A 22,386-nucleotide genomic window follows, 5' to 3' on the forward strand; every position below is an offset into this window, starting at 1 on the left:
GATCGCGCCGCCCTCTTGGCTCAGGCAAGGCTATCCGTAGGCTGGGTAGAGCGCGGCGACAAAACGGCAGGAAAGCCGTTTTGCACAGCTTTAGCTGCCCGCAGGGTGAGGTGCATGGATGCACCTCATGAAACCCAGCTCTACCCAGCCTACAGTCTGTTGCTCAAATAGATCCTGAACAGGCTCTAAGAGGCAGCCCTCAACCGGCCTGCAAGGTCGGGCCGCCAAGCGCGATGCGCCAACCTACCACGGCATTACCCCTCTCCCCCGACCTGAACGCTCGCGCTGCCTGCGTAAGGGGTGCGACCGACAGCGGGACTCCGCCTTCCCGCCCGTCGAGAAAAAACCCTAGCCTCTGTAGTGGTCTTGACGCAGCGCGACCTTGGCCGCAACAGTGACTCACAAGTCACTGCTCTCGTCAGCATAGACATCTCGATCATTCGAACGCCCCCCTTAATGCAATGCCACAAACGGGGTCCGGCGCAATTCAGGTTAACCAGCCGACTATCGACAAGCGTCCGCAGCCTCATCTGAGCTTGTTATAGATTTTCTATTTGAAGGAGTTTTTGAGTGATGTCTCGCTTACCTGTGATTGTTGGTTTCGGTGGTTATAACGCCGCGGGCCGCAGCTCCTTTCACCATGGCTTCCGCCGCACCGTGATCGAGTCGATGGATGTCCAGGCCCGCCAGGAAACCTTGGCCGGGTTGGCGGTGATGATGAAGCTGGTGGAAGTCGTGGATGGCGACTACCTCTCGCTCGAGGGTGTGCCGCTGACCCTGGCGGATATCGAGGCGCAGTTAGCCGAGCAAATCCTCGCCTCGACCCTGGTTCGACGCATTGAAAAGCAGCACCTCGACGTGGATGCCGCCCATTGGCAGAAATCCATCACGGTCTACGGTACGGCCGGCAACCAGCTGAGCTTCACCACCCCGCGCAAGCAACTGCCCGAACCGATTCCGGCCAATTGGTCGGTTGAGCCGATTGACGCACTCGATGTTCGCGTGACCCTGCACGACAGCTGTGACTTCAAGGTCGATAGCTATCGCGCCTTGCCGGTGAAGTCGGCCGGGCAGTTACCGACCGGGTTCGAGCCGGGCGAACTGTATAACTCACGCTTTCATCCGCGCGGGCTGCAAATGACCATTGTCGGCGTGACCGACGCCCTGCGCTCCACCGGCCTGGCCTGGAAGTCCATTGTCGATCGGGTCGAGCCGGATGAAATCGCCGTGTTCGCCGGCAGCATCATGAGCCAGCTGGATGAAAACGGCTTCGGCGGCCTGATGCAATCGCGCCTCAAAGGCGGCCGGGTCACCGCCAAGCAGCTGGCACTGGGCCTGAACAGCATGCCCGCCGACTTCATCAACGCCTATGTGCTGGGCAGTGTCGGCACCACCGGCAGCATCACCGGCGCTTGCGCGACCTTCCTCTATAACCTGCAAAAAGCGGTCGATCTGATTGGCTCGGGACGCACGCGGGTGGCCATAGTCGGCAACAGCGAGGCGCCGATCAACCAGGAGTGTATCGATGGCTATGGCGCCATGGGCGCCCTGGCCACCGAAGACGGTCTGCGCCACATCGAAGGCCGCGACGACGTCGACTTCCGCCGTGCCAGCCGGCCGTTCGGCGAGAACTGCGGCTTTACCCTGGCCGAATCCAGCCAGTTCGTGGTGCTGATGGATGATGCCCTGGCGCTCGAACTCGGCGCCGACATTCATGGCGCCGTGCCGGATGTGTTCATCAACGCCGACGGCTTCAAGAAGTCCATTTCTGCCCCCGGCCCGGGCAATTACCTGACCGTCGCCAAAGCCGTCGCCAGTGCCGTGCAGTTGGTCGGGCTGGAAGCAGTGCAGCAGCGCAGCTTCGTTCATGCGCACGGCTCCAGTACCCCGGCTAACCGGGTGACCGAGTCAGAACTGCTGGACCGCATCGCCAGCACGTTCGGCATCGAGCACTGGCCGGTGACTGCGGTGAAGGCCTTTGTCGGCCACTCGCTGGCCACCGCCAGTGGCGACCAGTTGATCTCTGCCCTGGGCTCGTTCAAGTACGGCATCATTCCCGGCATCAAGACCATCGATGCGGTGGCCCATGACGTGCACCAGCAGCACCTGCAGATTGCCACCGAGGATCGGCGGGTCGGAGAAAGCCACCTGGAGGTGTGCGTGATCAACTCCAAAGGCTTTGGCGGCAACAATGCCAGCGGCGTAGTGCTGGCGCCGCACGTGGTCAACAAGATGCTGCGCAAGCGTTATGGCCAGGCCGCCTTCGCCGCCTACTGCGAGCGCCGCGAGAACACCCGCGCGGCGGCGCAGCGCTATGACCAGCAGGCGCTGAAGGGGCAGCTCGATATCATTTACAACTTTGGCCAGGATCAGATCGACGATAAGGCCATCGAGATAACGCCTGAAAGTATTACCGTGCCCGGCTTTGCCCAGCCGCTGATCTTCAAGAAAGATCGGCGCTATCTGGATATGCTCGACTGAAGCGCAGCACCTCCGTGTAGGAGCGGGCCATGCCCGCGAAGCTTGGGCGTTGCCCGCTCCTACGGGATGCGTGAAGCGTTGAGCGGCTAGTCCAGGGCGCGGGCCAGCTGCAGCAATTCGGCGCGCCATTCGGCAGCCGCCGGCAGGGCCAGGAAGGACGGATTGAGGAAGGACTCCCGCGCCTCGTAGGTCAAGGGCATGCCCTTGAGATCCAGCACCTCGCCGCCGGCGCCTTCGAGCACGCCTTGCGCCGCCGCGGTATCCCACTGCGAGGTGGGCGCCAAGCGCGGATAACAATCCGCCGCGCCTTCGGCGAGCAGGCAGAACTTCAACGAACTGCCGACACTGGCCAGTTGCACATCACCGAAGCGCTCGCTCAAACCGGCCAGTAAACGCTCCTGCGCCGGGCTGGAATGCCGGCGGCTGGCAACCAGGGTGAACGCCTCGCTCGGCGCAGTCCGCACCGCGACCGCGGCGACCTCGCCGTCCGCCTCCGCGCGCCAAGCCCCCAGGCCGGCACCGCCGTAATAGTAGCGACCGGTGGTGGGCATGCCGACCACGCCAAACAGCACACGACCGTGCTCGATCAGCGCCACATTGACGGTGAACTCCTCGCTGCCGCGGATAAATTCCTTGGTGCCATCCAGCGGATCGACCAGCCACCAACGCGTCCACTGCCCGCGCTCGCTCAGGGGAATATCCGCCGCCTCCTCGGACAACACCGGAATGCTCGGCTCGAGCGCCGTCAGCCCGGCGACCAGCACGTGATGGGCGGCCAGATCGGCGGCGGTGACCGGCGAGGCATCGGCCTTGGCCGTGACCGCCACGCCCGAACGCCAATGCGGCAGGATGGCCTCACCCGCCCGCCGGGCCAGCTCGATGACGGGCGCTAGATAGGGGTGGCCGAGGTGTGCGGCGCTCATGGTTGCTCTCCCGGCATGAAGTCCCCGCGCTGGGTCAACAGGTCACGCGCCAGGTACAACGCGGCCAACGCCCGGCCTTCGCTGAATTGCGGGTGCTGCACCAGGCTGGAGATTTCCCGCAGGTTGACCCGCTCCACGCCCAGCGGTTCCGGCTCATCGCCCGGCAGGCTTTCCGGGTACAGATCGCGGGCCAGCACCACCTGAATTTTCTGACTCATATAACCCGGCGATAGCGACAGCTCGGTCAGCAGCTCCAACCGCCGCGCGCCAAACCCCGCCTCTTCCTTGAGCTCACGGTTGGCGGCGGCCAGGACGTCCTCGCCCGGCTCGATCAGGCCCTTGGGCAGGGACAGCTGGTAATCGTCGGTGCCGGCGCAGTATTCCTCCACCAGCAACACATGCTCGGCATCCACCAGCGCCACTATCATCACCGCGCCGTAACCCGCACCCTTGCCCACCAACCGCTCGTAGGTGCGCTCGACGCCATTGGCGAAGCGCAACTGCAGCTCTTCGACGCGAAACAGGCGACTGCTGGCGACTATCTCGCGGGCGAGTACGGTGGGTTTCTGACGCATGGGACGGCTCCTTGGCGTGACCTGGCGGGTTATCATACCGCGACCGTTGCGATTATCGCCGTGACAGATTTCGCCTAGGCGACCGTTGCCAGCTCAATCGCGCCACTCGCAAGCAATCCGCCATCAGAACCGCACAAGAAGCCACCATGCCGCAACTGCCTTGGGCCGACATCGACACCGTCCTCCTCGATATGGACGGCACCTTGCTCGATCTGCATTTCGACAATCACTTCTGGCTGGAACACTTGCCGCAGCGTTATGCCGAGCACCACGGCATCCCCCGCAGCCAGGCCGACGCCGAGCTGCTGCCGCTGTTTCGCGAGCACGCCGGGCAATTGAATTGGTATTGCACGGACTTCTGGAGCCGCGAGCTGAGGCTGTCGATTCGCGAGCTTAAGCGCGAGGTCGCCGACTTGATTGCCCTGCGCCCGGATGCCGACACCTGCCTCGCCGCCCTGCGCAGCGCCGGCAAGCGCGTGGCGCTGATCACCAACGCCCACCGCGACTCGCTGTCGTTGAAGCTGGAAAGGATCGAGTTGGCGCCCTACTTCGACCGACTGATCAGCTCCCACGATTATGGCTTTCCCAAGGAAGACCAGCAGTTCTGGTTCGCCCTGCAGCAGGACTTCGGCTTCGAGCCGGCGCGCAGTTTGTTTATCGACGACAGCCTGCCGATCCTGCGCAGCGCCAGGCAGTTCGGCGTGGCCCACCTGCTCGCCGTACGCGAACCGGACAGCCGGAAAGGCCCGAAGGACACCGAGGAGTTCGCCGCGCTCGAAGATTATCGCCGGCTTATCCAGGGGCTGGGCGGAACGATTAACAGCAAGTAGGGCGTACTCGCCGAAGGCAGTGCGCCAGTGGTTTGGCGGGCTGCCGCGGCGCGGCGAGACCGCCCTACCGCAGAAGCTGGCTAACCACCTAGACCCTTAGCCGGATAAATAGCCATGCCGACTGCCTGCGCCGCGGAGCGATGATGGACATCAAACAGCTGAAATTCCTGATCGCCCTGGACGAGACCCGCCACTTCGGCCAAGCCGCGGCGCGCTGTCACGTGACTCAACCGACCCTGTCGATGCGCCTGCGCAGCCTGGAAGACGAACTCGAACTGCCGCTGGTCAAGCGCGCTCAACGCTTCGAGGGTTTCACCGCGCCGGGCGAGCGCGTGTTGGCCTGGGCGCGCAACGTGCTGGCCGCCTACGACGGCCTGCTGGCCGAAGCCGCCGCCTGCCGCGGCAGCTTGATCGGCACCTTGCGCCTGGGCGTGGTGCCGATGTCCAGCTTCGATCCGGTGCCGCTGCTGCAACGCCTGCATCAACGGCACCCGAGTCTGCGCTTCGCGCTGTCGGCACTCAGTTCCGAACAGATTCTCGAACAGCTGGCGAGCAACCGCCTAGACCTTGGCGTGTCTTACCTCGACCGCCTGAACACCGAACACTTCGACAGCCTGCCCTTGGCCGAAACCCGCATGGGCCTGCTGTATGACCAACGTCATTTCAGCTTCGGCGCGGCAGCGCTGAGTTGGGAAGCCTTGATCGAGCTGCCACTGGGTCTGCTGTCCGGCGGCATGCACTTTCGCCAGTCGATCGACCACGGTTTCCGCAGTCGTGGCCTGACCCCGATTCCGCTGCTGGAAACCGATGTCATCCACCAGTTGTTGCAAGCCGTGCATGGCGGCCTGTGCTGCGCGATCATGCCGCTGACCGGTGGCCTCGATGCGCTGACCGAGCACCTGTGTCTGCAACCGATCGAGGATGCCCGCACCCTGGCGCCGCTGGGGCTGATCATGCGCCGCGCCGCGCCGCGCTCGGCACTGGCCGAAGCCTGCTTCGTCGAGGCCAAGAGCCTATTGCTCGATAACCCCTGCGCGTAGGCTGGGTTAGGCGCGCCCCGGCTTGTAGCCGTGCGGCAATCTCTGACGCGCCGTAACCCAGCGATACTCCGGCGCCAATGCCATCGCAATGCTGGGTTACGCGGCGTTTGCAATTACGTTGGTTGTGCGGGTTTACTTGCGCCGCTAACCCAGCCTACGCGTCCCGCCTATCCAAGGGTTATGCGGCCTTGATCGAGCGCATCTATCAAAGCATCAGCACTAGCGATTAGACGCGGCCTGGCAAGCGGCCTAGTCTGGTTAAATAACCACCAGCCGGTGAATCCCGATGAATGCCCCGCGCCCACCCAATGCGCCGGCAGCCAGTGCCGTCACGCCGCTTTCAACAGCCCTGACCTCGCCCCTCGCCGCCGCCAGCCAGACCTATAGCTATTGCGACCTCGAGCAAGCCCAGCCGGCCTGCGCCGAACTGGCCGAGGAGGTCGCGCTGGCCATCGCCTACAACGGCATCAGCCAGGCGGTGATGCTGGTTTCGCCCGCCGATCTGGAAGATTTCGTGGTCGGTTTCAGCCTCGGTAGCGGCATAGTCGAATCCATCGACGAAATTTATGACGTACACCTGAGTGGCACCGGCGCCGCGCGCCAAGCGCAGCTGCAGATCAGCAGTCGCGCCTTCTGGAACCTCAAGCAACAGCGCCGGCAACTGGCGGGCAGCAGCGGCTGCGGCCTGTGCGGTGTGGAAGCCGTGGAACAGGCCCTACCCGCCCTCAAGGTACTCCCCGGCGCGCCGCTGCCGCCGCTCGCTTGGCTGCATGGCCTGCGCCAACGCATCGGCAACTACCAGCCACTCGGCCAGCACTGCGGTGCCGTGCACGCCGCGCTGTTTATGGATAGCCACGGCGAACTGCGTCTGGGCCGCGAAGACATCGGCCGGCATAACGCCCTGGACAAACTGATCGGCGCCATCCAGCGCCAGCAACTGCCGGTCGCCGGCGGCCTGGCCATAGTCACCAGCCGCTGCAGCCTGGAACTGATCCAGAAAGTCCTGCGCGCCGGCATTCAAACCCTGGTCAGCCTCTCCGCCCCCACCGGCCTCGCCGTGCAGTGGGCACGGCGCCACAACCTCAACTTGATCCACCTGCCGCAGCAGAGTGCGCCGCGGGTTTACAGCCCGGAGTTAGCCCAGTGAGCCACCACGCCGACCGCAACCCGACCCAACGCTACAGACCCTACAAGGGCGCGGCCGGCGGTTGGGGCGCGCTACGCAGCGTGGCGCACTTCTGGCTGGAGAGTGACAACGCGCTGAAGAACATCCGCACCCTGCTCAAGACCAACCAGCACGGCGGCTTCGACTGCCCCGGCTGCGCCTGGGGCGAGTCGGCGGAAAGCGGCCTGGTCAAGTTCTGCGAAAACGGCGCCAAGGCGGTCAACTGGGAAGCTACCAAGCGCCGAGTGGATGCCGCCTTCTTCGCCAAACACAGCGTCAGCACCCTGCGCGAGCAGAGCGATTACTGGCTGGAATACCAAGGCCGGCTGACCGAGCCGCTGTGCTATGACCCTGACAGCGACCACTATCGGCCGATCAGCTGGGACCAAGCCTTCGCCCTGATCGCCAAGCACCTGCACAACCTGGATAGCCCGAATCAGGCCGAGTTCTACACCTCCGGGCGCGCCAGCAACGAAGCCGCCTACCTCTATCAATTGTTCGTCCGCGCTTACGGCACCAACAACTTTCCCGACTGCTCGAACATGTGCCATGAGGCCAGCGGCGTGGCGCTCGGTCAGAGTGTTGGGGTCGTCACCGGCAGCGTGACCTTCGAAGACTTCGAACACGCCGATGCGATTTTCGTGATCGGCCAGAACCCCGGAACCAACCACCCGCGCATGCTCGAACCGCTGCGTGAGGCGGTCAAACGCGGCGCCCAGGTGGTCTGCATCAACCCGCTGAAGGAGCGTGGCCTGGAGCGTTTCCAGCACCCGCAGCAGCCGCTGGAAATGCTCAGCAACGGCGATAAGCCGACCAACACCGCCTACTTCCGCCCGGCCCTGGGTGGCGATATGGCGGTGCTGCGCGGCATGGCCAAATTCCTCCTGACATGGGAGCGCGAGGCCCTAGCCAAGGGGCGCTCCGCGGTCTTCGACCATGCCTTTATCGAGCAGCACACCGCCGAGGTCGAGGCCTATCTAGCTGTAGTGGACGCCACGAGCTGGCAGCAGATAGTCACGCAATCGGGCCTGGCAAAAACCCAGATCGAACGGCTCGCCCACCTCTACCGCAAGGCCGAGCGGGTGATCGTGTGTTGGGCCATGGGCATCACCCAGCATCGCCATTCGGTGCCGACCATCCAGGAAATCGCCAACCTGATGCTGCTGCGCGGCAACCTCGGCAAGCCTGGTGCCGGTCTCTGCCCGGTGCGTGGCCACAGCAATGTGCAGGGCGACCGGACCATGGGCATCAACGACCGGCCACCGGCCTTCTTTCTCGATGCGCTGGAGCGGCGCTTCAAATTCCCGGCGCCGCGCGCCGACGGGCACAACACCGTGGAGGCCATCCACGCCATGCTCGAAGGTCGCGCCAAGGTGTTTATCGGCCTCGGCGGCAACTTCGCCCAGGCCACGCCCGACACCGGCCGCACCGCGCAAGCCCTGCAAAATTGCGAGCTGACCGTGCAGATCAGCACCAAGCTCAACCGCAGCCACCTGACCCTGGGCAAGCAGGCGCTGATCCTGCCGTGCCTCGGCCGCACCGACATCGACCAGCAAGCCAAGGGCCCACAAGCCGTGACCGTGGAAGACTCCTTCAGCATGGTGCATGCCTCCCATGGCCAACTGCAGCCGCTAAGCCAACAGATGCGCTCGGAGCCGGCCATAGTCGCCGGCATCGCCGCCGCCACCCTGGGCAAGAAACCGGTGGACTGGCTCTGGCTGATCGAAGACTACGACCGCATCCGCGAACTGATCGCCGACACCATTCCCGGCTTCAACGGCTTCAATCAGCGGGTCCGCGAACCCGGCGGCTTCTACCTCGGCAACGCGGCGGCGCAACGACGCTGGAACACCCCGTCCGGGCGGGCCCACTTCAAAGCCAACCGCCTGCCGGCCGACCTGGTCCACGAAGGCATCCGCGCCCGTGGCGAAGTGCCGGATCTGATCCTGCAAACCCTGCGCTCCCACGATCAGTACAACACCACCATCTACGGCCTCGACGACCGTTACCGCGGGGTCAAAGGCCAACGCAAGGTGGTGTTCGCCAACGAAGCCGACATCCTCCGTCTGGGCTACAAGCCGGGGCAGAAGGTCGACGTGCTGTCGTTATGGGGCGACGGGCGCGAGCGCCGGGTCAGCGGCTTCACCCTGCTGGCCTTCGACATCCCGGCCGGCCAGGCCGCCGCCTACTATCCAGAGACCAACCCCTTGGTGCCGCTGGAAAGCGTGGGGGATGGCAGCTTCACGCCGACCTCGAAGTTCATCGCCATCCGCTTCGAGGCGGCGCGCGATAACGGACGGATTGTCTAAAAACCAGTGCCGTAACTCACGGCCTACAAATATGCGATAGGTAAACGAAGCAACCGCTCAGGCTAGTTAGCAAGCGGCCTCGCGACACACGGGTAAGCACGCGAAAAACTCGTCCTACAAGGCGCCTAAGACCGCCCCAAAACCTGCAAGTTCTCCCCGTAAAACAAATATTTACGAAGCGTGAAAGAACCCGTGCTACTCGTCGGCAAGCGCTTGTCAGAGTGGTTGCGGCACGACAGGATCGCGCCGTCATCCCTACATAGGTTCGTCTGGACATGAAGTACTCCTCGATGCTCTTGCTGTCCCTTAGCCTGGTCGGCGGTGCAGCCCTCGCCGGCGGTAATACCGAAGCCGGCGTTGGTGGCGCGCTGGGCGGGGTGTTGGGTTCGGTGGTTGGCCAACAGGTTGGCGGCAGCACCGGCGCGGCCATCGGTGCCGGCGTCGGCGGTGCTGCCGGCGGTGCGGTCGGCGCACGCCGCGGCAACAAGACCGAAGCGGCAATCGGCGGCGGCCTCGGCGCGGCCGGCGGCAACGTCATCGGCAACAAGATGGGCGGTACCACCGGCGGCCTGATCGGTGCAGCCCTCGGCGGCGGTGCCGGTGGTGCACTCGGCAACAACTACGGCGACAACAACCGTGACGACGATGACGACCGTCGTGGCTACCGTCGCGGCTACGATGACGACGATTGGCATGACAATGGCTACCATCGCGGCCACTACAAGAATCGCCATAAGCACCGCAGACACCACGACGACGACTGATCGGCGCTATGACTTTCTGCTCTGAAACGGAGCTAAGCCCTAGCAGTGGCGGTTTACCCTCGTCCTCCCCTGCGCGATGCGTATCCAGTATTCATCGCGTTTTACCCTGAGATCTCCACCATGCGTAAACCCCTAATACTGCTCGCCTTCAGCCTGATCGCGGCCCAGCCGGCGCTGGCCGGCGACAATACCAAAGCGGCGATCGGCAGCGGTCTCGGCGGCGTGCTCGGCAATGTGGTCGGCCAGCAGCTCGGCGGCAGCACCGGAGCCGCCGTCGGCGCAGGTCTCGGCGGTGCCGCCGGCGGCGCGATCAGCGCCAAAAACGGCAACAAAACCGAAGCCGCGCTCGGCGGTGGCCTCGGTGCTGCCGGCGGCTCGATAGTCGGCGGCAAGCTGGGCGGCAGCACCGGCTCCACCATCGGCGCCGGCCTGGGCGGTGCCGCCGGCGGCGCCCTCGGCAACAACATCGCGGATGACAATAATGGTCATAGCTACAGCTATGGCCACGGCAAGAAACATAAGAAGCACAAACACGACTAAGTGTTAGCTCGCTGAACCAGAAAGCCCGCGGTCTGCTGCGGCACGAGGTCTTCCTTGCCGACGGGCTGCTGGCTGATCCTATCCTCGCCAGCGTCTGACCCAGGTGACGCCCCCGCCCGGGAGCGTTGGCCTCAGGCGCGCTGGGTGGCCGGCCTGACCAACTCGCGGTGGGCCTGCAGCGCGTCGCGGACGATAGCGCTCAGCTCTTCCCCGCCCCCGGCATCGAGGTACCCATAGAGTTCCTCGCGCATCTGCGGGTCCCAGAAACGCTTGAGGTGCTGGGCGAGGTCTTCCCGCGCCTGCAGCGGATCCGGCTGGGAGGCGAAGAAGGCGCCGATCTGGTTGGCCATCTTGATCAGTTGCGCGATGTTCATGGCGATCTACGGACCCCTGTGAGGTTGAGGGCGTTCACAGCTGCACCACCTTGATCGGCGGCAGCAGGTCGAGCTGCTCGCTGGTGAAGGCCTGGAACTCCTGTTGCCAGTCGGACGGGACCTCGACCTTGCGCACCTGCACGGCGGTGACCTTGTACTCGGGGCAGTTGGTCGCCCAGTCGGAGTTGTCGGTGGTGATCACGTTGGCACCGGATTCCGGGTGGTGGAAGGTGGTGTAGACCACCCCCGGTTGGACCCGCTCGGTGATAGTCGCACGCAGCACCGTCTCGCCGGCGCGGCTGTTGATGCCGACCCAGTCGCCGTCGGCGATGCCGCGCTGCTCGGCGTCGAACGGATGCAGCTCCAGGCGGTCCTCCTTGTGCCAGGCCTCGTTGGCGGTACGCCGGGTCTGCGCGCCGACGTTGTACTGCGAGAGGATGCGGCCGGTGGTGAGGATCAGCGGACGCTTGCGCGAGGTGCGCTCCTCGCTGGCGATGTACTCGGTGACCATGAAGCGGCCCTTACCGCGCACGAAGCTGTCGCGGTGCATGATCGGCGTGCCTTCCGGGGCCTCGTCGTTGCACGGCCACTGGATGCTGCCCAGACGCTCGAGCTTGGCGTAGCTGACGCCGCTGAAGGTCGGGGTGAGGCGGGCGATCTCGTCCATGATCTCGGACGGATGCGAGTAGTTCATCGGGTAGCCGAGGGCATTGGACAGCGCCATGGTCACCTCCCAGTCCTCCTTGCCGGCCAGCGCCGGCATCACCTTGCGTACCGGCGAGATGCGCCGCTCGGCATTGGTGAAGGTGCCGTTCTTCTCCAGGAAGGAGGCGCCGGGCAGGAACACATGGGCGAACTTGGCGGTTTCGTTGAGGAACAGGTCCTGCACCACCACGCACTCCATGGCCTGGAGCGCGTCGGTGACGTGCTGGGTGTCCGGGTCGGACTGCGCCGGGTCCTCGCCCTGGATGTACATGCCCTTGAAGGTGCCGGCATGCGCCGCGGCGAACATGTTGGGAATGCGCAGGCCGGGTTCGGCCAGCAGCTTGACCCCCCAGGCCTCCTCGAACAGCAGCCGGCTCACCGGGTCCGAGACGTGCCGATAGCCCGGCAGCTCGTGGGGGAAGGAGCCCATGTCGCAGGAGCCCTGCACGTTGTTCTGCCCGCGCAGGGGGTTCACCCCGACGCCCGGGCGGCCGATGTTGCCGGTGGCCATGGCCAGGTTGGCGATCGCCATCACCGACGAGGAGCCCTGGCTGTGCTCGGTCACGCCGAGGCCGTAGTAGATCGCGGCGTTGCCGCCGCTGGCGTACAGCCGCGCCGCGCCGCGCACTTCCTGGGCCGGCACGCCGGTAGCGGCCTCCAGTGCCTCGGGGCTCTGCCGCGGGTCGGCGACGAAGCTGCGCCAGTGCTCGAAGGCCTCAGCCTCGCAGCGCTCGGCGACGAAGGCCTCGTTGACCAGGCCCTCGGTGACAATGACATGGGCCAGGCTGTTGAGCAGCGCGACGTTGGTGCCTGGGCGCAGCTGCAGATGATGCTGGGCCTTGATGTGCGGCGAGCGCACCAGGTCGATGCCCCGCGGGTCGACGACTATCAGCTTGGCGCCCTCGCGCAGGCGGCGCTTGAGCTGCGAGCCGAACACCGGGTGGCCGTCGGTGGGGTTGGCACCTATGACCAGCACCACGTCGGCGGCCAGCACCGAGTCGAAGTCCTGGGTCCCGGCCGACTCGCCGAGGGTGACCTTGAGGCCATAGCCGGTGGGCGAATGGCAGACCCGCGCGCAGGTATCGACGTTGTTGTTGCCGAAGGCCGCGCGCACCAGCTTCTGCACCAGGTAGGCCTCCTCGTTGGTGCAGCGCGAGGAGGTCAAGCCGCCCACCGAGTCGCGGCCGTACTGCGCCTGGATCTGGCGGAAACGCTCGGCGGCGTAGCCGATCGCCTCGTCCCAGCCGACGGTGCGCCAGGGTTCGTGGATGCTGTCGCGGATCATCGGCGCGCCGATGCGGTCCGGGTGGGTGGCGTAGCCCCAGGCGAAGCGCCCCTTGACGCAGGAATGGCCGTGGTTGGCGTGGCCGTCCTTGTTCGGCACCATGCGCACCACTTGGTTGCCCTTGACCTCGGCCTTGAACGAGCAGCCGACCCCGCAGTAGGCACAGGTGGTGACTACGCTGCGCTCGGCCTGGCCGAGCTCGATCACCGATTTCTCCATCAGGGTGGCAGTGGGACAGGCCTGCACACAGGCGCCACAGGAGACGCATTCGGAGTCGAGGAAGTCCTCGTTCTGCCCGGCGGCGACCCGCGAATCGAAACCACGGCCGTCGATGGTCAGGGCGAAGGTGCCCTGCACCTCCTCGCAGGCACGCACGCAGCGGTTGCAGACGATGCACTTGGAGGGGTCGTAGCTGAAATAGGGGTTGGACTCGTCCTTGCTGTCGGCCAGGTGAGTCTGCACCGGGTCGTAACGCACCTCGCGCAGGCCGACCACGCCGGCCATGTCCTGCAGCTCGCAGTTGCCGTTGGCCGAACAGGTCAGGCAGTCCAACGGGTGGTCGGAGATGTACAGCTCCATGGTGCCGCGGCGCAGTTCGGCGAGCTTCGGGCTCTGGGTGTGCACCTTCATCCCGGCTTCTACCGGGGTGGTGCAGGACGCCGGGAAACCCCGCCGTCCCTCGATTTCCACCACGCACAGGCGGCATGAACCGAACGGTTCCAGGCTGTCGCTGGCGCAGAGTTTCGGCACCGCGATGCCGGCTTCCTGGGCGGCGCGCATCAGCGAGGTGCCGGCGGGCACGGTGATCTGCAGTCCGTCGATTTCCACGCTTACCGGGGCACCGGTGCGGGCGGGGGTTCCGTAGTCGAGGTCGCGCGACAAGGCCATGATTGCGTCTCCGGATCAGCGAGCCACGGTGGTGTCGGCCGACACCCCGAAGTCTTCGGGAAAATGGTTGAGGGCACTCAGCACCGGGTACGGCGTCATCCCGCCGAGGGCGCAGAGCGAGCCGCCGAGCATGGTGTCGCAGAGGCTCTTGAGCAGCTCGATACGGCCCGGCTGCGGACCTTCGGAGCGCGCCACTATGATCTGTTCGAGCAGCTCCTCGCCGCGGGTCGAGCCGATCCGGCAGGGCGTGCACTTGCCGCAGGATTCGATGGCGCAAAACTCCATGGCGTAACGCGCCATCTGGGCCATGTCGACCCTGTCGTCGAACACCACTATGCCGCCGTGGCCGAGCACCGCGCCGAGGGCGGCGAAGGCCTCGTAGTCCAGCGGCGTGTCGAACTGCGACTCCGGCAGATAGGCGCCCAGCGGGCCGCCAACCTGCACCGCGCGGATCGGCCGGCCGCTGGCGGAACCGCCGCCGTAGTCGTAGAGCAGCTCGCGCAGGGTGATGCCGAAGGCCTTCTCGATCAGACCGCCGCGGGCGATGTTGCCGGTCAGCTGGATCGGCAGGGTGCCGAGCGAGCGGCCCATGCCGAAATCGCGGTAATGGGCGCCGCCCTTATCCAGAATGATCGGCACCGAGGCCAGCGAGATCACGTTGTTGATCACCGTCGGCTGGCCGAACAGACCCTCGATCGCCGGCAGCGGCGGCTTCGGCCGTACCGTGCCGCGGCGGCCCTCGAGGCTCTCCAGCAGCGCGGTTTCCTCGCCGCAGATATAGGCGCCGGCGCCGCGGCGCAGGTGCAGGTGGAAGGCGCGGCCGCTGCCGAGCACGTCGTCGCCCAGGTAGCCCTCGGCATAGGCCGTGGCGATGCACTGCTTGAGCGCCGCCTCGGCATGCGGATATTCCGAGCGCAGGTAGATATAGCCCTGGGTCGCACCGACGGCCAGACCGGCGATGGTCATGCCCTCGATCAGCACGAAGGGGTCGTCCTCCATCACCATGCGGTCGGAGAAGGTTCCGGAGTCGCCCTCGTCGGCGTTGCAGACGATGTACTTCTGCGCCGCCTCGCACTGGGCCACGGTGCGCCATTTGATCCCGGTGGGGAAGGCCGCGCCGCCACGGCCGCGCAGGCCGGAGTCGAGCACCTCGGCGACTATCGCCGCGGGCTCCATGCTCAGCGCGCGCCTGAGCCCGCGGTAGCCGTCGTGTTCGAGATAGTCGGCCAGCGACAGCGGATCGGTGATGCCGGCGCGGGCGAAGGTCAGGCGCTCCTGGCGCTTGAGGTAGTCGATCTCCTCGGTCAGGCCGAGGCCCAGCGGGTGGGCGCCGCCCTGCAGGAAGCCGGCGTCGAACAGCCCGGGCACGTCCTTGGCCTTGACCGGGCCATAGGCGATGCGCCCGGCCGGGCTGGCGACTTCCACCAGCGGCTCGAGCCAGAACAGCCCGCGCGAGCCGTTGCGCACCAGGCGCAGCTCGAGATTGCGCGCCTTGGCCTCGGCCACGATGGCGCGGGCCACCGCATCGGCGCCGAGGGACAGGGCGCTGGCGTCGCGCGGCACGTAGACGGTCAGCGTACCCTGGGCGTTCTTCAGCTCGCTCATGGGCGCGCCTCCTGTTCTTGTTCTTGCAGCAGGGCCAACAGCCCCTGGGCATCGACCCGGCCGTGCAGCTCGCCATTGAGCATGGCATTCGGCGCGCAGGCACAGTTGCCCAGGCAGTAGACCGCCTCCAGGGTCAGGCTGCCGTCCGCGCGGGTCTCGCCCAGGGCCAGGCCCAGTTCTTGTTGCAGTTGTTCGCTCAGCGCCTTCGCCCCCATCGACTGGCAGGCCTCGGCCTGGCACAGACGCAGGTGCTGTCGGCCGGGCGGGCTCGCGCGGAAATCATGGTAGAAGCTCACCACGCCATGCACCTCGGCGCGCGACAGGCAGAGGTCCTCGGCGATCAGCGGCAACACCTCCGGCGGCACGGCGCCGAGGCGATCCTGGATGTCATGGAGGATGGGCAGCAGGGCGCCCGGTTCGTCCCGGTGCGCCGCCAACACCTCACGGGTGACGGCCTGGCACTGCTCGGGGTCGAAGCGCTGGGGGAGATTGACCATGTTCGATGCTCCAGCCGGCGGGCGCCGTCGGTGTGGGAGATAACCTGATCCGCTCACGGCGGGCGGACCGATTGTCTCTGGCGCCACTCTGTGGAGGCGCCACATATGAAATGAAGTTCTTATTCTCAGGTTGAAAATCTCCTGATGGCGCAAGCTATCATGGCAACCTCCCCGATCAAATATGAAGCCAAGCACATATGCTCAGAATCGAAATCCAGCCGCGCTGGCGCTTTCACCAGGCCGACGGCAGCAGCCTCGACCCCCAGGGGCTGGCGCTGCTGCAGGCGGTGCACGAGACCGGCAAGCTCACCGAGGCGGCCGCCCGCACCGGCTACTCCTATCGGCATGCCTGGAACCTGCTGGCCAAGTGGGAAGCCTTCTTCGGCAGCCCGCTGATCACCCTGGCGCGCGGCAAGGGCGCCCGCCTGGCGCCGCTCGGGGAAAAGCTGCTGTGGGCCGACCAGCGGATTCGCGCGCGCCTCTCGCCGCAACTGGACAACCTCGCCGGCGAACTGGAAGTCGAGCTGAACCGGGCCCTGCAGGAAACCCGCCCCGGCTTGCGCATCCATGCCAGCCATGGCTTCGCCGTGGCGGCGCTGCGCGAGTGGCTGGAACAGGACACCCGCTGGCAATGGGAGGTGCAGTTCCGCGGCGGCATCGAGGCGGTGGTTGCCCTGCATCGCCAGGACTGCGAGGTGGCCGGCCTGCACGTGCCGGCGGGGCCGCTGGGCAGCCTGAGCATGAGCCGCATCCAGCCCTGGTTGCGCCCGGACCAGCGGGTGATCACCTTCGTCGTGCGCACCCAGGGGCTGATGCTGGCGCCCGGCAACCCGCGCGGCATCGGCGGGCTCGCCGACCTGCTGCGTAGCGATCTGCGCTTCGTCAACCGTGAGAGCGGTTCCGGCACGCGGATGCTGCTGGAGAGCCTGCTGCTGCGCGACAACCTGGACAGCGCGGCGATCGCCGGCTTCCACAACGAGGAGTACACCCACGCCGCAGTGGCGGCCTATGTCGCCAGCGGCATGGCCGACGCCGGCTTCGGCGTCGAGGCGGCGGCCCGGCAGTTCGGCCTGACCTTCATCCCCATGGCCCGCGAACACTACTGCCTGCTCTGCCGCGCAGACAGCCTCCAGCTACCGGCCATGGGCGCCCTGCTCAAGGTGCTGCAGAATCCCGAGTTCCAGGCCCGCATCGCCCGCCTGCCGGGCTATGCCCTGAGCCGCCCCGGCGAGGTGCTGCCGCTGGCGCAGGCGCTGGATCAGTGGCGCAAGGAGAGCCTGCTCTAGGGTGTGTTGACGAAAGCGAGCATGCCGCGGCGGCCAGGGGATGGCCGCGCACCCGCCGCGGGACTGGCTAACAGGCCGTTGAAAAATGTAGGCGAGGCAGCCGAGACAAGGCAAAAACGGCCGAAAAAGCGCAGTTTACGTGTTGTAAATGAGCATTTTGAGGCCGTTTTTAACGCCGTATCGGCAACGTAGGTAGTTTTTCAACGGCCTGCTAACCGCTAATCGGCCCCTCCGTCTCATCCAGTTGCGCCAGCAGCGCCGCCCGCACGGCATCCCGCAGCTTGATCGCCTCCAGCCAGCCCGGCCCTTCCGCCAACAGCGGGGCGCCGACGCTGACGCCGATCGCGCCGTGGTGCGGGAACCACTGGCCGTCGCGCAGCACCATGCGCGTGCCGCGGATGGCCACCGGCAGCAGCGGCACGCCGGCCCGCGCGGCGAGCACGAAGGCGCCCATCTGAAACTCTTGCAGGCCCGGCGCCCGGCTGAGGGTGCCTTCCGGGAAGAACAGCAGCGATTGCCCTTGCGCTATGGCGCCGGCCAGGGCTTCGGCATCCTCGGCGCTGCGCTGCGGGTCGAAGCGTTCGACGAAGTGGGCGCCGATCTTGCGCAGGAACAGCCCGGCGATCCACTGGCCGGCCAGCTCGCGTTTGGCGACGAAGCCGAACTCGGCCGGCAGGGCCGCGCAGAGGATGATGCCGTCCAAATAGCTGGCATGGTTCGCGGCCAGCACGCTCACCGCATTGCCGGGCAGGTGTCCCAGGCCCTCGACGCTAAATGGCACGCCGGCTAGGCGCACGAACAACCGCGCGGCCGCCCGGGTAAAGGCGCGGCACCAGCTCAGACGCGGCAGGGCCGCCACCGCCAGCCAGGTCAGCGGGGTCATGCTCCAGAACAGCAGCCAGATATAGACGGCATAGAGCGCCGCACTGCTGGCCCGCCACCAGCGGCCGAATTGCCCGCGCCCGGCCAACAGCCCCAAGCGCAGCAGTTGCCGCCACACCGCGCGCCGCTGCAGCCCCACCTCACCGCGTTCGTACAGCTCGCGGCTGGCGGCGCGGCGAATCTTGCCACTGGAGGTCTTCAGCACGCTGTGCGGCGGCGCCAGGACTATATCGTCCGGCGGCACGCCGGTGAGATCGACCACTATGCGGTTGATCTCCTGCTGCACCCTTTGCCGTGCGGCGACGTCCTGCTCGTAGCTTTCCGCCAGCACCACCAGGCGCTCGGTGCCCGTGGCCGGATCGCGGCAGCCGAACACCGCGACGCAGCCCCTGCGCAGGCCCGGCAGGTTGCCGACCGCCGCCTCGACATCGTAGGGGTAGATGTTGCGCCCGGCGCGGATGATCAGGTCCTTGGCGCGGCCGGTCAGGTAGACCTCGTCGCCGGCGATGTAGGCCAGGTCGAGCGAGTCCATCCAGTCCCCGTGCAGCACCCGGCGGGTCTCTTCCGGGTTGTGGAAATAGCCGCGGGTGGTGGACGGCCCCTTGAAGTGCAGGTGGCCTTCGCAGCGCTCGGGGAGCTCGACGCCGCTGCCATCGACGATGCGCAGTTGATGGCCCGGCAGCGGTCGGCCGCTGGCGACGAAACGCAGCGCGTTGGCCGCGCCCGGTTCGGCCGGCAGCGCTTTACCCGAGACCTGGAACGGCTCGCGCTGCACCCGATCGATCAGCGGCCCGCGGCCCAAGGGCGGGAAGGCCACGCCCAGGGTCGCCTCGGCCAACCCATAGACGGGTGCCAGCGCGGCGGGCGCCAGGCCGTAGCGGGCGAAGCGTTCGGCGAAGCGCTGCAAGGTATCCGGGCTGACCGGCTCGGCACCGTTGAAGGCCAGGCGCCAGCGGCTCAGGTCCAGGCCCTCGAGGTCGCCGTCGGCGAGTTTGCTCAGGCACAGCTCGTAGGCGAAATTCGGCGCCGCCGACAGCGTGCCGCGGTAGCGGTCGATGGCCCACAGCCAGCGGGCCGGCCGCGCCAGAAACGCCAGGGGCGACATCAGCACCAGCGGATAGGCGTAATACAGGCTGCCCAGCCAGGCACCGATCAGGCCCATGTCGTGGTACATGGGCAACCAGCTGACGAAGACGTCCTCGCTGTCGATCCGCACCGCCTTGCCCATGGCGCGCAGATTGGCCAGCAGGTTGGCGTGGCTGACCATCACCCCCTTGGGCTGGCCGGTGCTGCCCGAGGTGTATTGCAGGAAGGCGAGGTCTTCCGGCTGCCGCAGCGGCGTGACGCACCCGCCTCCCTCGCCGGTCAGCTCGGCCACGCTGGCGATCTCGGTCAGGCTCGGCACCTGCGGCTTGAGCAGGCGGGCGAGCAGTTTCGCTTCCGCCACGGTGATCATCGCCACGGCCTCGGCGTTGCGCAGAATGCCCGCCTGGCGCCGCAGGTGATCCTCGATCTGCGACAGGCGCAACGGCGGGTAGATGGGCACGGGCACGCCGCCGGCCAGCAGGATGCCGATGAAACCATAGAGAAAGTCGCGCCCGGTGGGCAGCATCAAGGCGACGCTCTGGCCGGCGCGCAGGCCGCGCCGCTGCAAGCCCGCCGCCACCGCCAGGGCGCCCTGATGCAAGGCCAGGTAGCTGATGTCTTCCGCCTCGTCGCTTTCGCCCAGGAGGCGGACGTGGGTGTGCTCGGGCTGGGTGCGCAGGTGCCACTCCAGCACCTCGATCAGGGTAAGGGCAGCGTCCGGCGTCAGCCGGCCTGGCGTCGAGGTTTGGGGGGCGTCAGCCGCGGCAAGCGGGCGAGCCGTCCCTGCGCGGCCGTGCATGCGCAGGGCAGGCAACAGATCCGCCGGAGTGTCCGCCGTGGCGAACAGGTCTTCCGGCAAGCGCACGCCGAACTCCTGCTCGATGCGCGACCAGAGCTCGACCCGGGCCAGGCTGCCCATGCCCAGGTCACGGTCGAACACACTCTGCAGCGTGACCCGCAGCCCTTCTGCCGATTGTGGGTGTAGCTCGGCGGCGGTTTGTCGAACTATCCCGAGCAATTTTTCCGCGACCCCATCGGAGCCGGGGTTGGCGCTGGTTTTCTCAGGCAGGCGAGACATCGGCGGCCCCTCTCAAGACAGGCATAAACCCTGCCCTCACAAACGGACACCCGGCATTCCTGGCGGCGGCCGCAGAGCGTTGCGCGACTAGGTCGCTACGCACCGAGCGCCACGCTACCACTACTAGTATTAACTGTAGTTGCTGATCGCGTGCCGGCCTGCGCTTGCAGTGGTTACCCGCGCGGAGCAGCAAGGGGATGGGCTGATCTGCGCGGCGCGAACTGCGGCCAACAGTAGTGATGCCCAGCAGATCCAGCGGCGCCGAGCGGAGACCTTGCCATGCCAGCCAGCCTTGCCCCCGGAGTCACACGCCGAGAAGCCTGGTCTTGGGCGATGTTCGATTTCGCCAATTCCGGCTACACCACAGTGGTGATTACCGCCGTGTTCAACGCCTACTTCGTCGCCGTGGTGGCCGAAGGCCAAACCTGGGGTACGCTGGCCTGGACCAGCGCCCTCGCCCTCTCCTATGCCCTGGTCATCCTGACGGCGCCGCTGGTCGGCGCTTATGCCGACGCCCTCGCCTGCAAGAAGCGCCTGCTGCTGGTCAGCACCGTCGGTTGCGTCGCCTTTACCGCCGCGCTGGCACTGGCCGGGCCGGGTGCGCTCGGCGTCGCGGTCCTCTTCATAGTGCTGTCCAACTTCTGCTTCGGCAGCGGCGAGAACCTGATCGCCGCCTTCCTACCCGAACTCGCCCGCGAGGATGCGTTGGGGCGCGTGTCGGGCTGGGGCTGGGGGTTCGGCTATATCGGCGGCCTGGTCAGCCTGGGCGCCTCCCTGGCCTATGTCGGCTGGGCACAAGCGCAGGGCCAGACCGCGGCGCAGTTCGTACCGGTGTGCATGCTGATCACCGCGGCCTTGTTCGCCGTGGCCAGCGTCCCGACCTTCCTGTTCCTGCGCGAACGCAGCCTGCCGCAACTGCAGCTCGGCACCGCGCCTATCCCGCGGGCCGTGTGGGCGCGCTTTGCGCAGACGCTGCGGGACGCCGGCCGCTATCGCGACCTGCTGCGCTTCCTCGCCTGCACCGTCTGCTACCAGGCCGGTATCTCGGCGGTGATCACCCTGGCCGCCATCTATGCCGATCAGGTCATGGGCTTCAGCACCCAGGACACACTGCTGCTGATCTTCGTGGTGAATATCACCGCCTCCATCGGCGCCGTGCTGTTCGGCTTTTTTCAGGACCGCATCGGCCATCGCGCCACCCTGACGCTGACCCTGCTGGGCTGGCTCGGCATGGTCGGCCTGGTTTGGGCGGCGCGCGGCCCCGAACTGTTTTGGCTGGCGGCCAACCTGGCCGGTCTGTGCATGGGCGCCAGCCAATCGGCCGGCCGCGCGATAGTCGGCCTGCTGGCGCCGCCGACGCGCCTGGCGGAGTTCTTCGGCCTGTGGGGGCAGGCAGTCAAGCTGTCGGCGATCATCGGCCCCATGACCTACGGCCTGACCAGCTGGCTGAGCGGCGGCGATCATCGCCTGGCGATGCTGATCACCGGCGGCTATTTCATCCTCGGCCTGCTGATTCTGCTAAGCGTCGACCTCAAGCGTGGGCGGCAGGCGGCAGTGGCCAGCTAGGCCTAGCCCAGCAACAACTCGGCCAGCGCCTCTCTTAAGCGCGGCGGAATCGACACCGGCCGGTTGCTCGCGCGGTCGACGAACACATGCACGAAGCGCCCGGCCGCACAGGCCTCCTCCTCGCCTTGCTTGAACACCGCCAACTCGTACTGCACCGAGCTATTGCCCAGCTTGCCGACCCGTAAGCCGATTTCGATGCGCTCGGGAAAGGCGATGGAGGCGAAGTAGTCGCAGGACGAACTGACCACGAAACCCACCACCTCGCCGTCATGGATATCCAACCCGCCCTGCTCGATCAGGTAGCCGTTCACCGCGCTGTCGAAGAAGCTGTAGTAGGTGACGTTATTCACGTGGCCGTAGAGGTCGTTGTCGTGCCAGCGGGTGCTGATCGGCTGGAAGTGCTTGTAGTCGGCACGCAGGTGTTGGGCTTGGCTCATGTAGCGTTCCTTGTCGGGTGCGCCCTGCGCACCCGTTCGAGTTGACGGTGCGCGCGGCGCACCCTACGAA

The 22,386-nt window shown here is 66.5% G+C and carries 17 protein-coding genes; 9 read left to right on the forward strand and 8 right to left on the reverse strand.

Annotated elements, in window-relative coordinates; all coding sequences use genetic code 11:
* Window positions 1–573 precede the first annotated feature (573 nt).
* Window positions 574–2,481 (forward strand): beta-ketoacyl synthase, encoded by a 1,908-nt coding sequence (locus FFS12_RS08030; protein WP_137886369.1) that lies wholly within the window; start codon window positions 574–576, stop codon window positions 2,479–2,481.
* Between the two features lie 86 nt (window positions 2,482–2,567).
* Here FFS12_RS08030 and cysQ read toward each other — a convergent pair whose 3' ends face one another.
* Both cysQ and nudE read right to left on the reverse strand, forming a co-directional pair.
* Window positions 2,568–3,404 carry a 3'(2'),5'-bisphosphate nucleotidase CysQ gene (cysQ, locus tag FFS12_RS08035; protein WP_137886370.1) on the reverse strand — a complete coding sequence of 279 codons (837 nt, stop codon included), beginning with the start codon at window positions 3,402–3,404 and terminating at the stop codon, window positions 2,568–2,570.
* Window positions 3,401–3,979, reverse strand: a complete 579-nt coding sequence (nudE, locus tag FFS12_RS08040; RefSeq protein WP_137886371.1) for an ADP compounds hydrolase NudE — start codon at window positions 3,977–3,979, stop codon at window positions 3,401–3,403. The genes cysQ and nudE overlap by 4 nt, the downstream gene beginning before the upstream one ends.
* Before the next feature lie 146 nt (window positions 3,980–4,125).
* Between nudE and yrfG the strand changes: the two genes are divergently transcribed.
* The 6 genes from yrfG to FFS12_RS08070 all read left to right on the forward strand — a co-directional run bounded on the left by yrfG (window position 4,126) and on the right by FFS12_RS08070 (window position 10,627).
* Window positions 4,126–4,809 carry a GMP/IMP nucleotidase gene (yrfG, locus tag FFS12_RS08045; RefSeq protein WP_137886372.1) on the forward strand — a complete coding sequence of 228 codons (684 nt, stop codon included), beginning with the start codon at window positions 4,126–4,128 and terminating at the stop codon, window positions 4,807–4,809.
* A gap of 143 nt (window positions 4,810–4,952) precedes the next feature.
* Window positions 4,953–5,849 carry a LysR family transcriptional regulator gene (locus tag FFS12_RS08050; RefSeq protein WP_137886373.1) on the forward strand — a complete coding sequence of 299 codons (897 nt, stop codon included), beginning with the start codon at window positions 4,953–4,955 and terminating at the stop codon, window positions 5,847–5,849.
* Window positions 5,850–6,135: 286 nt separating this feature from the next.
* The gene (fdhD, locus tag FFS12_RS08055) at window positions 6,136–6,996 is read left to right on the forward strand and encodes a formate dehydrogenase accessory sulfurtransferase FdhD (protein ID WP_137818942.1); all 861 of its coding nucleotides are present in this window, start codon (window positions 6,136–6,138) and stop codon (window positions 6,994–6,996) included.
* A complete protein-coding gene (locus FFS12_RS08060) occupies window positions 6,993–9,323 on the forward strand; it encodes an FdhF/YdeP family oxidoreductase (protein ID WP_137886374.1) in 2,331 nt (776 codons plus the stop codon). Before fdhD ends, FFS12_RS08060 begins: the two co-directional genes overlap by 4 nt.
* A 275-nt stretch (window positions 9,324–9,598) precedes the next feature.
* Window positions 9,599–10,087 (forward strand): hypothetical protein, encoded by a 489-nt coding sequence (locus FFS12_RS08065; RefSeq protein WP_137886375.1) that lies wholly within the window; start codon window positions 9,599–9,601, stop codon window positions 10,085–10,087.
* A gap of 120 nt (window positions 10,088–10,207) precedes the next feature.
* A complete protein-coding gene (locus FFS12_RS08070; protein WP_137818945.1) occupies window positions 10,208–10,627 on the forward strand; it encodes a glycine zipper domain-containing protein in 420 nt (139 codons plus the stop codon).
* 131 nt (window positions 10,628–10,758) lie between these two features.
* On the opposite strand, the gene FFS12_RS08075 is transcribed toward FFS12_RS08070, so the two are convergent.
* Genes FFS12_RS08075 through FFS12_RS08090 form a run of 4 tightly spaced genes read right to left on the reverse strand, consistent with a single transcriptional unit; the run spans window position 10,759 to window position 15,981 of the window.
* Entirely contained in the window at window positions 10,759–11,001 is a 243-nt protein-coding gene (locus FFS12_RS08075; protein WP_218568610.1) for a formate dehydrogenase subunit delta, read from the reverse strand.
* Window positions 11,002–11,035: 34 nt separating this feature from the next.
* Entirely contained in the window at window positions 11,036–13,879 is a 2,844-nt protein-coding gene (gene fdhF, locus FFS12_RS08080; RefSeq protein ID WP_137886376.1) for a formate dehydrogenase subunit alpha, read from the reverse strand.
* A 15-nt stretch (window positions 13,880–13,894) separates the two neighbouring features.
* A complete protein-coding gene (locus tag FFS12_RS08085; protein WP_137886377.1) occupies window positions 13,895–15,484 on the reverse strand; it encodes an NADH-quinone oxidoreductase subunit NuoF in 1,590 nt (529 codons plus the stop codon).
* Window positions 15,481–15,981, reverse strand: coding sequence for a formate dehydrogenase subunit gamma (locus FFS12_RS08090; protein WP_137818949.1), 501 nt, complete (start codon window positions 15,979–15,981; stop codon window positions 15,481–15,483). The genes FFS12_RS08085 and FFS12_RS08090 overlap by 4 nt, the downstream gene beginning before the upstream one ends.
* A gap of 197 nt (window positions 15,982–16,178) precedes the next feature.
* Between FFS12_RS08090 and FFS12_RS08095 the strand changes: the two genes are divergently transcribed.
* Window positions 16,179–17,267, forward strand: coding sequence for a substrate-binding domain-containing protein (locus FFS12_RS08095; RefSeq protein WP_137886378.1), 1,089 nt, complete (start codon window positions 16,179–16,181; stop codon window positions 17,265–17,267).
* A gap of 211 nt (window positions 17,268–17,478) precedes the next feature.
* Here FFS12_RS08095 and FFS12_RS08105 read toward each other — a convergent pair whose 3' ends face one another.
* Window positions 17,479–20,313: an AMP-binding protein gene (locus FFS12_RS08105; protein WP_137886379.1), complete on the reverse strand. Its 2,835-nt coding sequence runs from the start codon at window positions 20,311–20,313 to the stop codon at window positions 17,479–17,481.
* Between the two features lie 279 nt (window positions 20,314–20,592).
* Between FFS12_RS08105 and FFS12_RS08110 the strand changes: the two genes are divergently transcribed.
* A complete protein-coding gene (locus FFS12_RS08110; protein WP_137886380.1) occupies window positions 20,593–21,879 on the forward strand; it encodes an MFS transporter in 1,287 nt (428 codons plus the stop codon).
* Between the two features lie 2 nt (window positions 21,880–21,881).
* Here the strand turns inward: FFS12_RS08110 and FFS12_RS08115 are convergent, their stop codons facing one another.
* Complete coding sequence (locus tag FFS12_RS08115) at window positions 21,882–22,316, reverse strand: thioesterase family protein (protein ID WP_137886381.1); 435 nt, start codon at window positions 22,314–22,316, stop codon at window positions 21,882–21,884.
* Between the last annotated feature and the right edge of the window lie 70 nt (window positions 22,317–22,386).

Origin of the sequence: Pseudomonas sp. 2FE (assembly GCF_005503735.1) — a bacterium.
In the GTDB taxonomy this organism is placed as follows: Bacteria; Pseudomonadota; Gammaproteobacteria; order Pseudomonadales; family Pseudomonadaceae; genus Aquipseudomonas.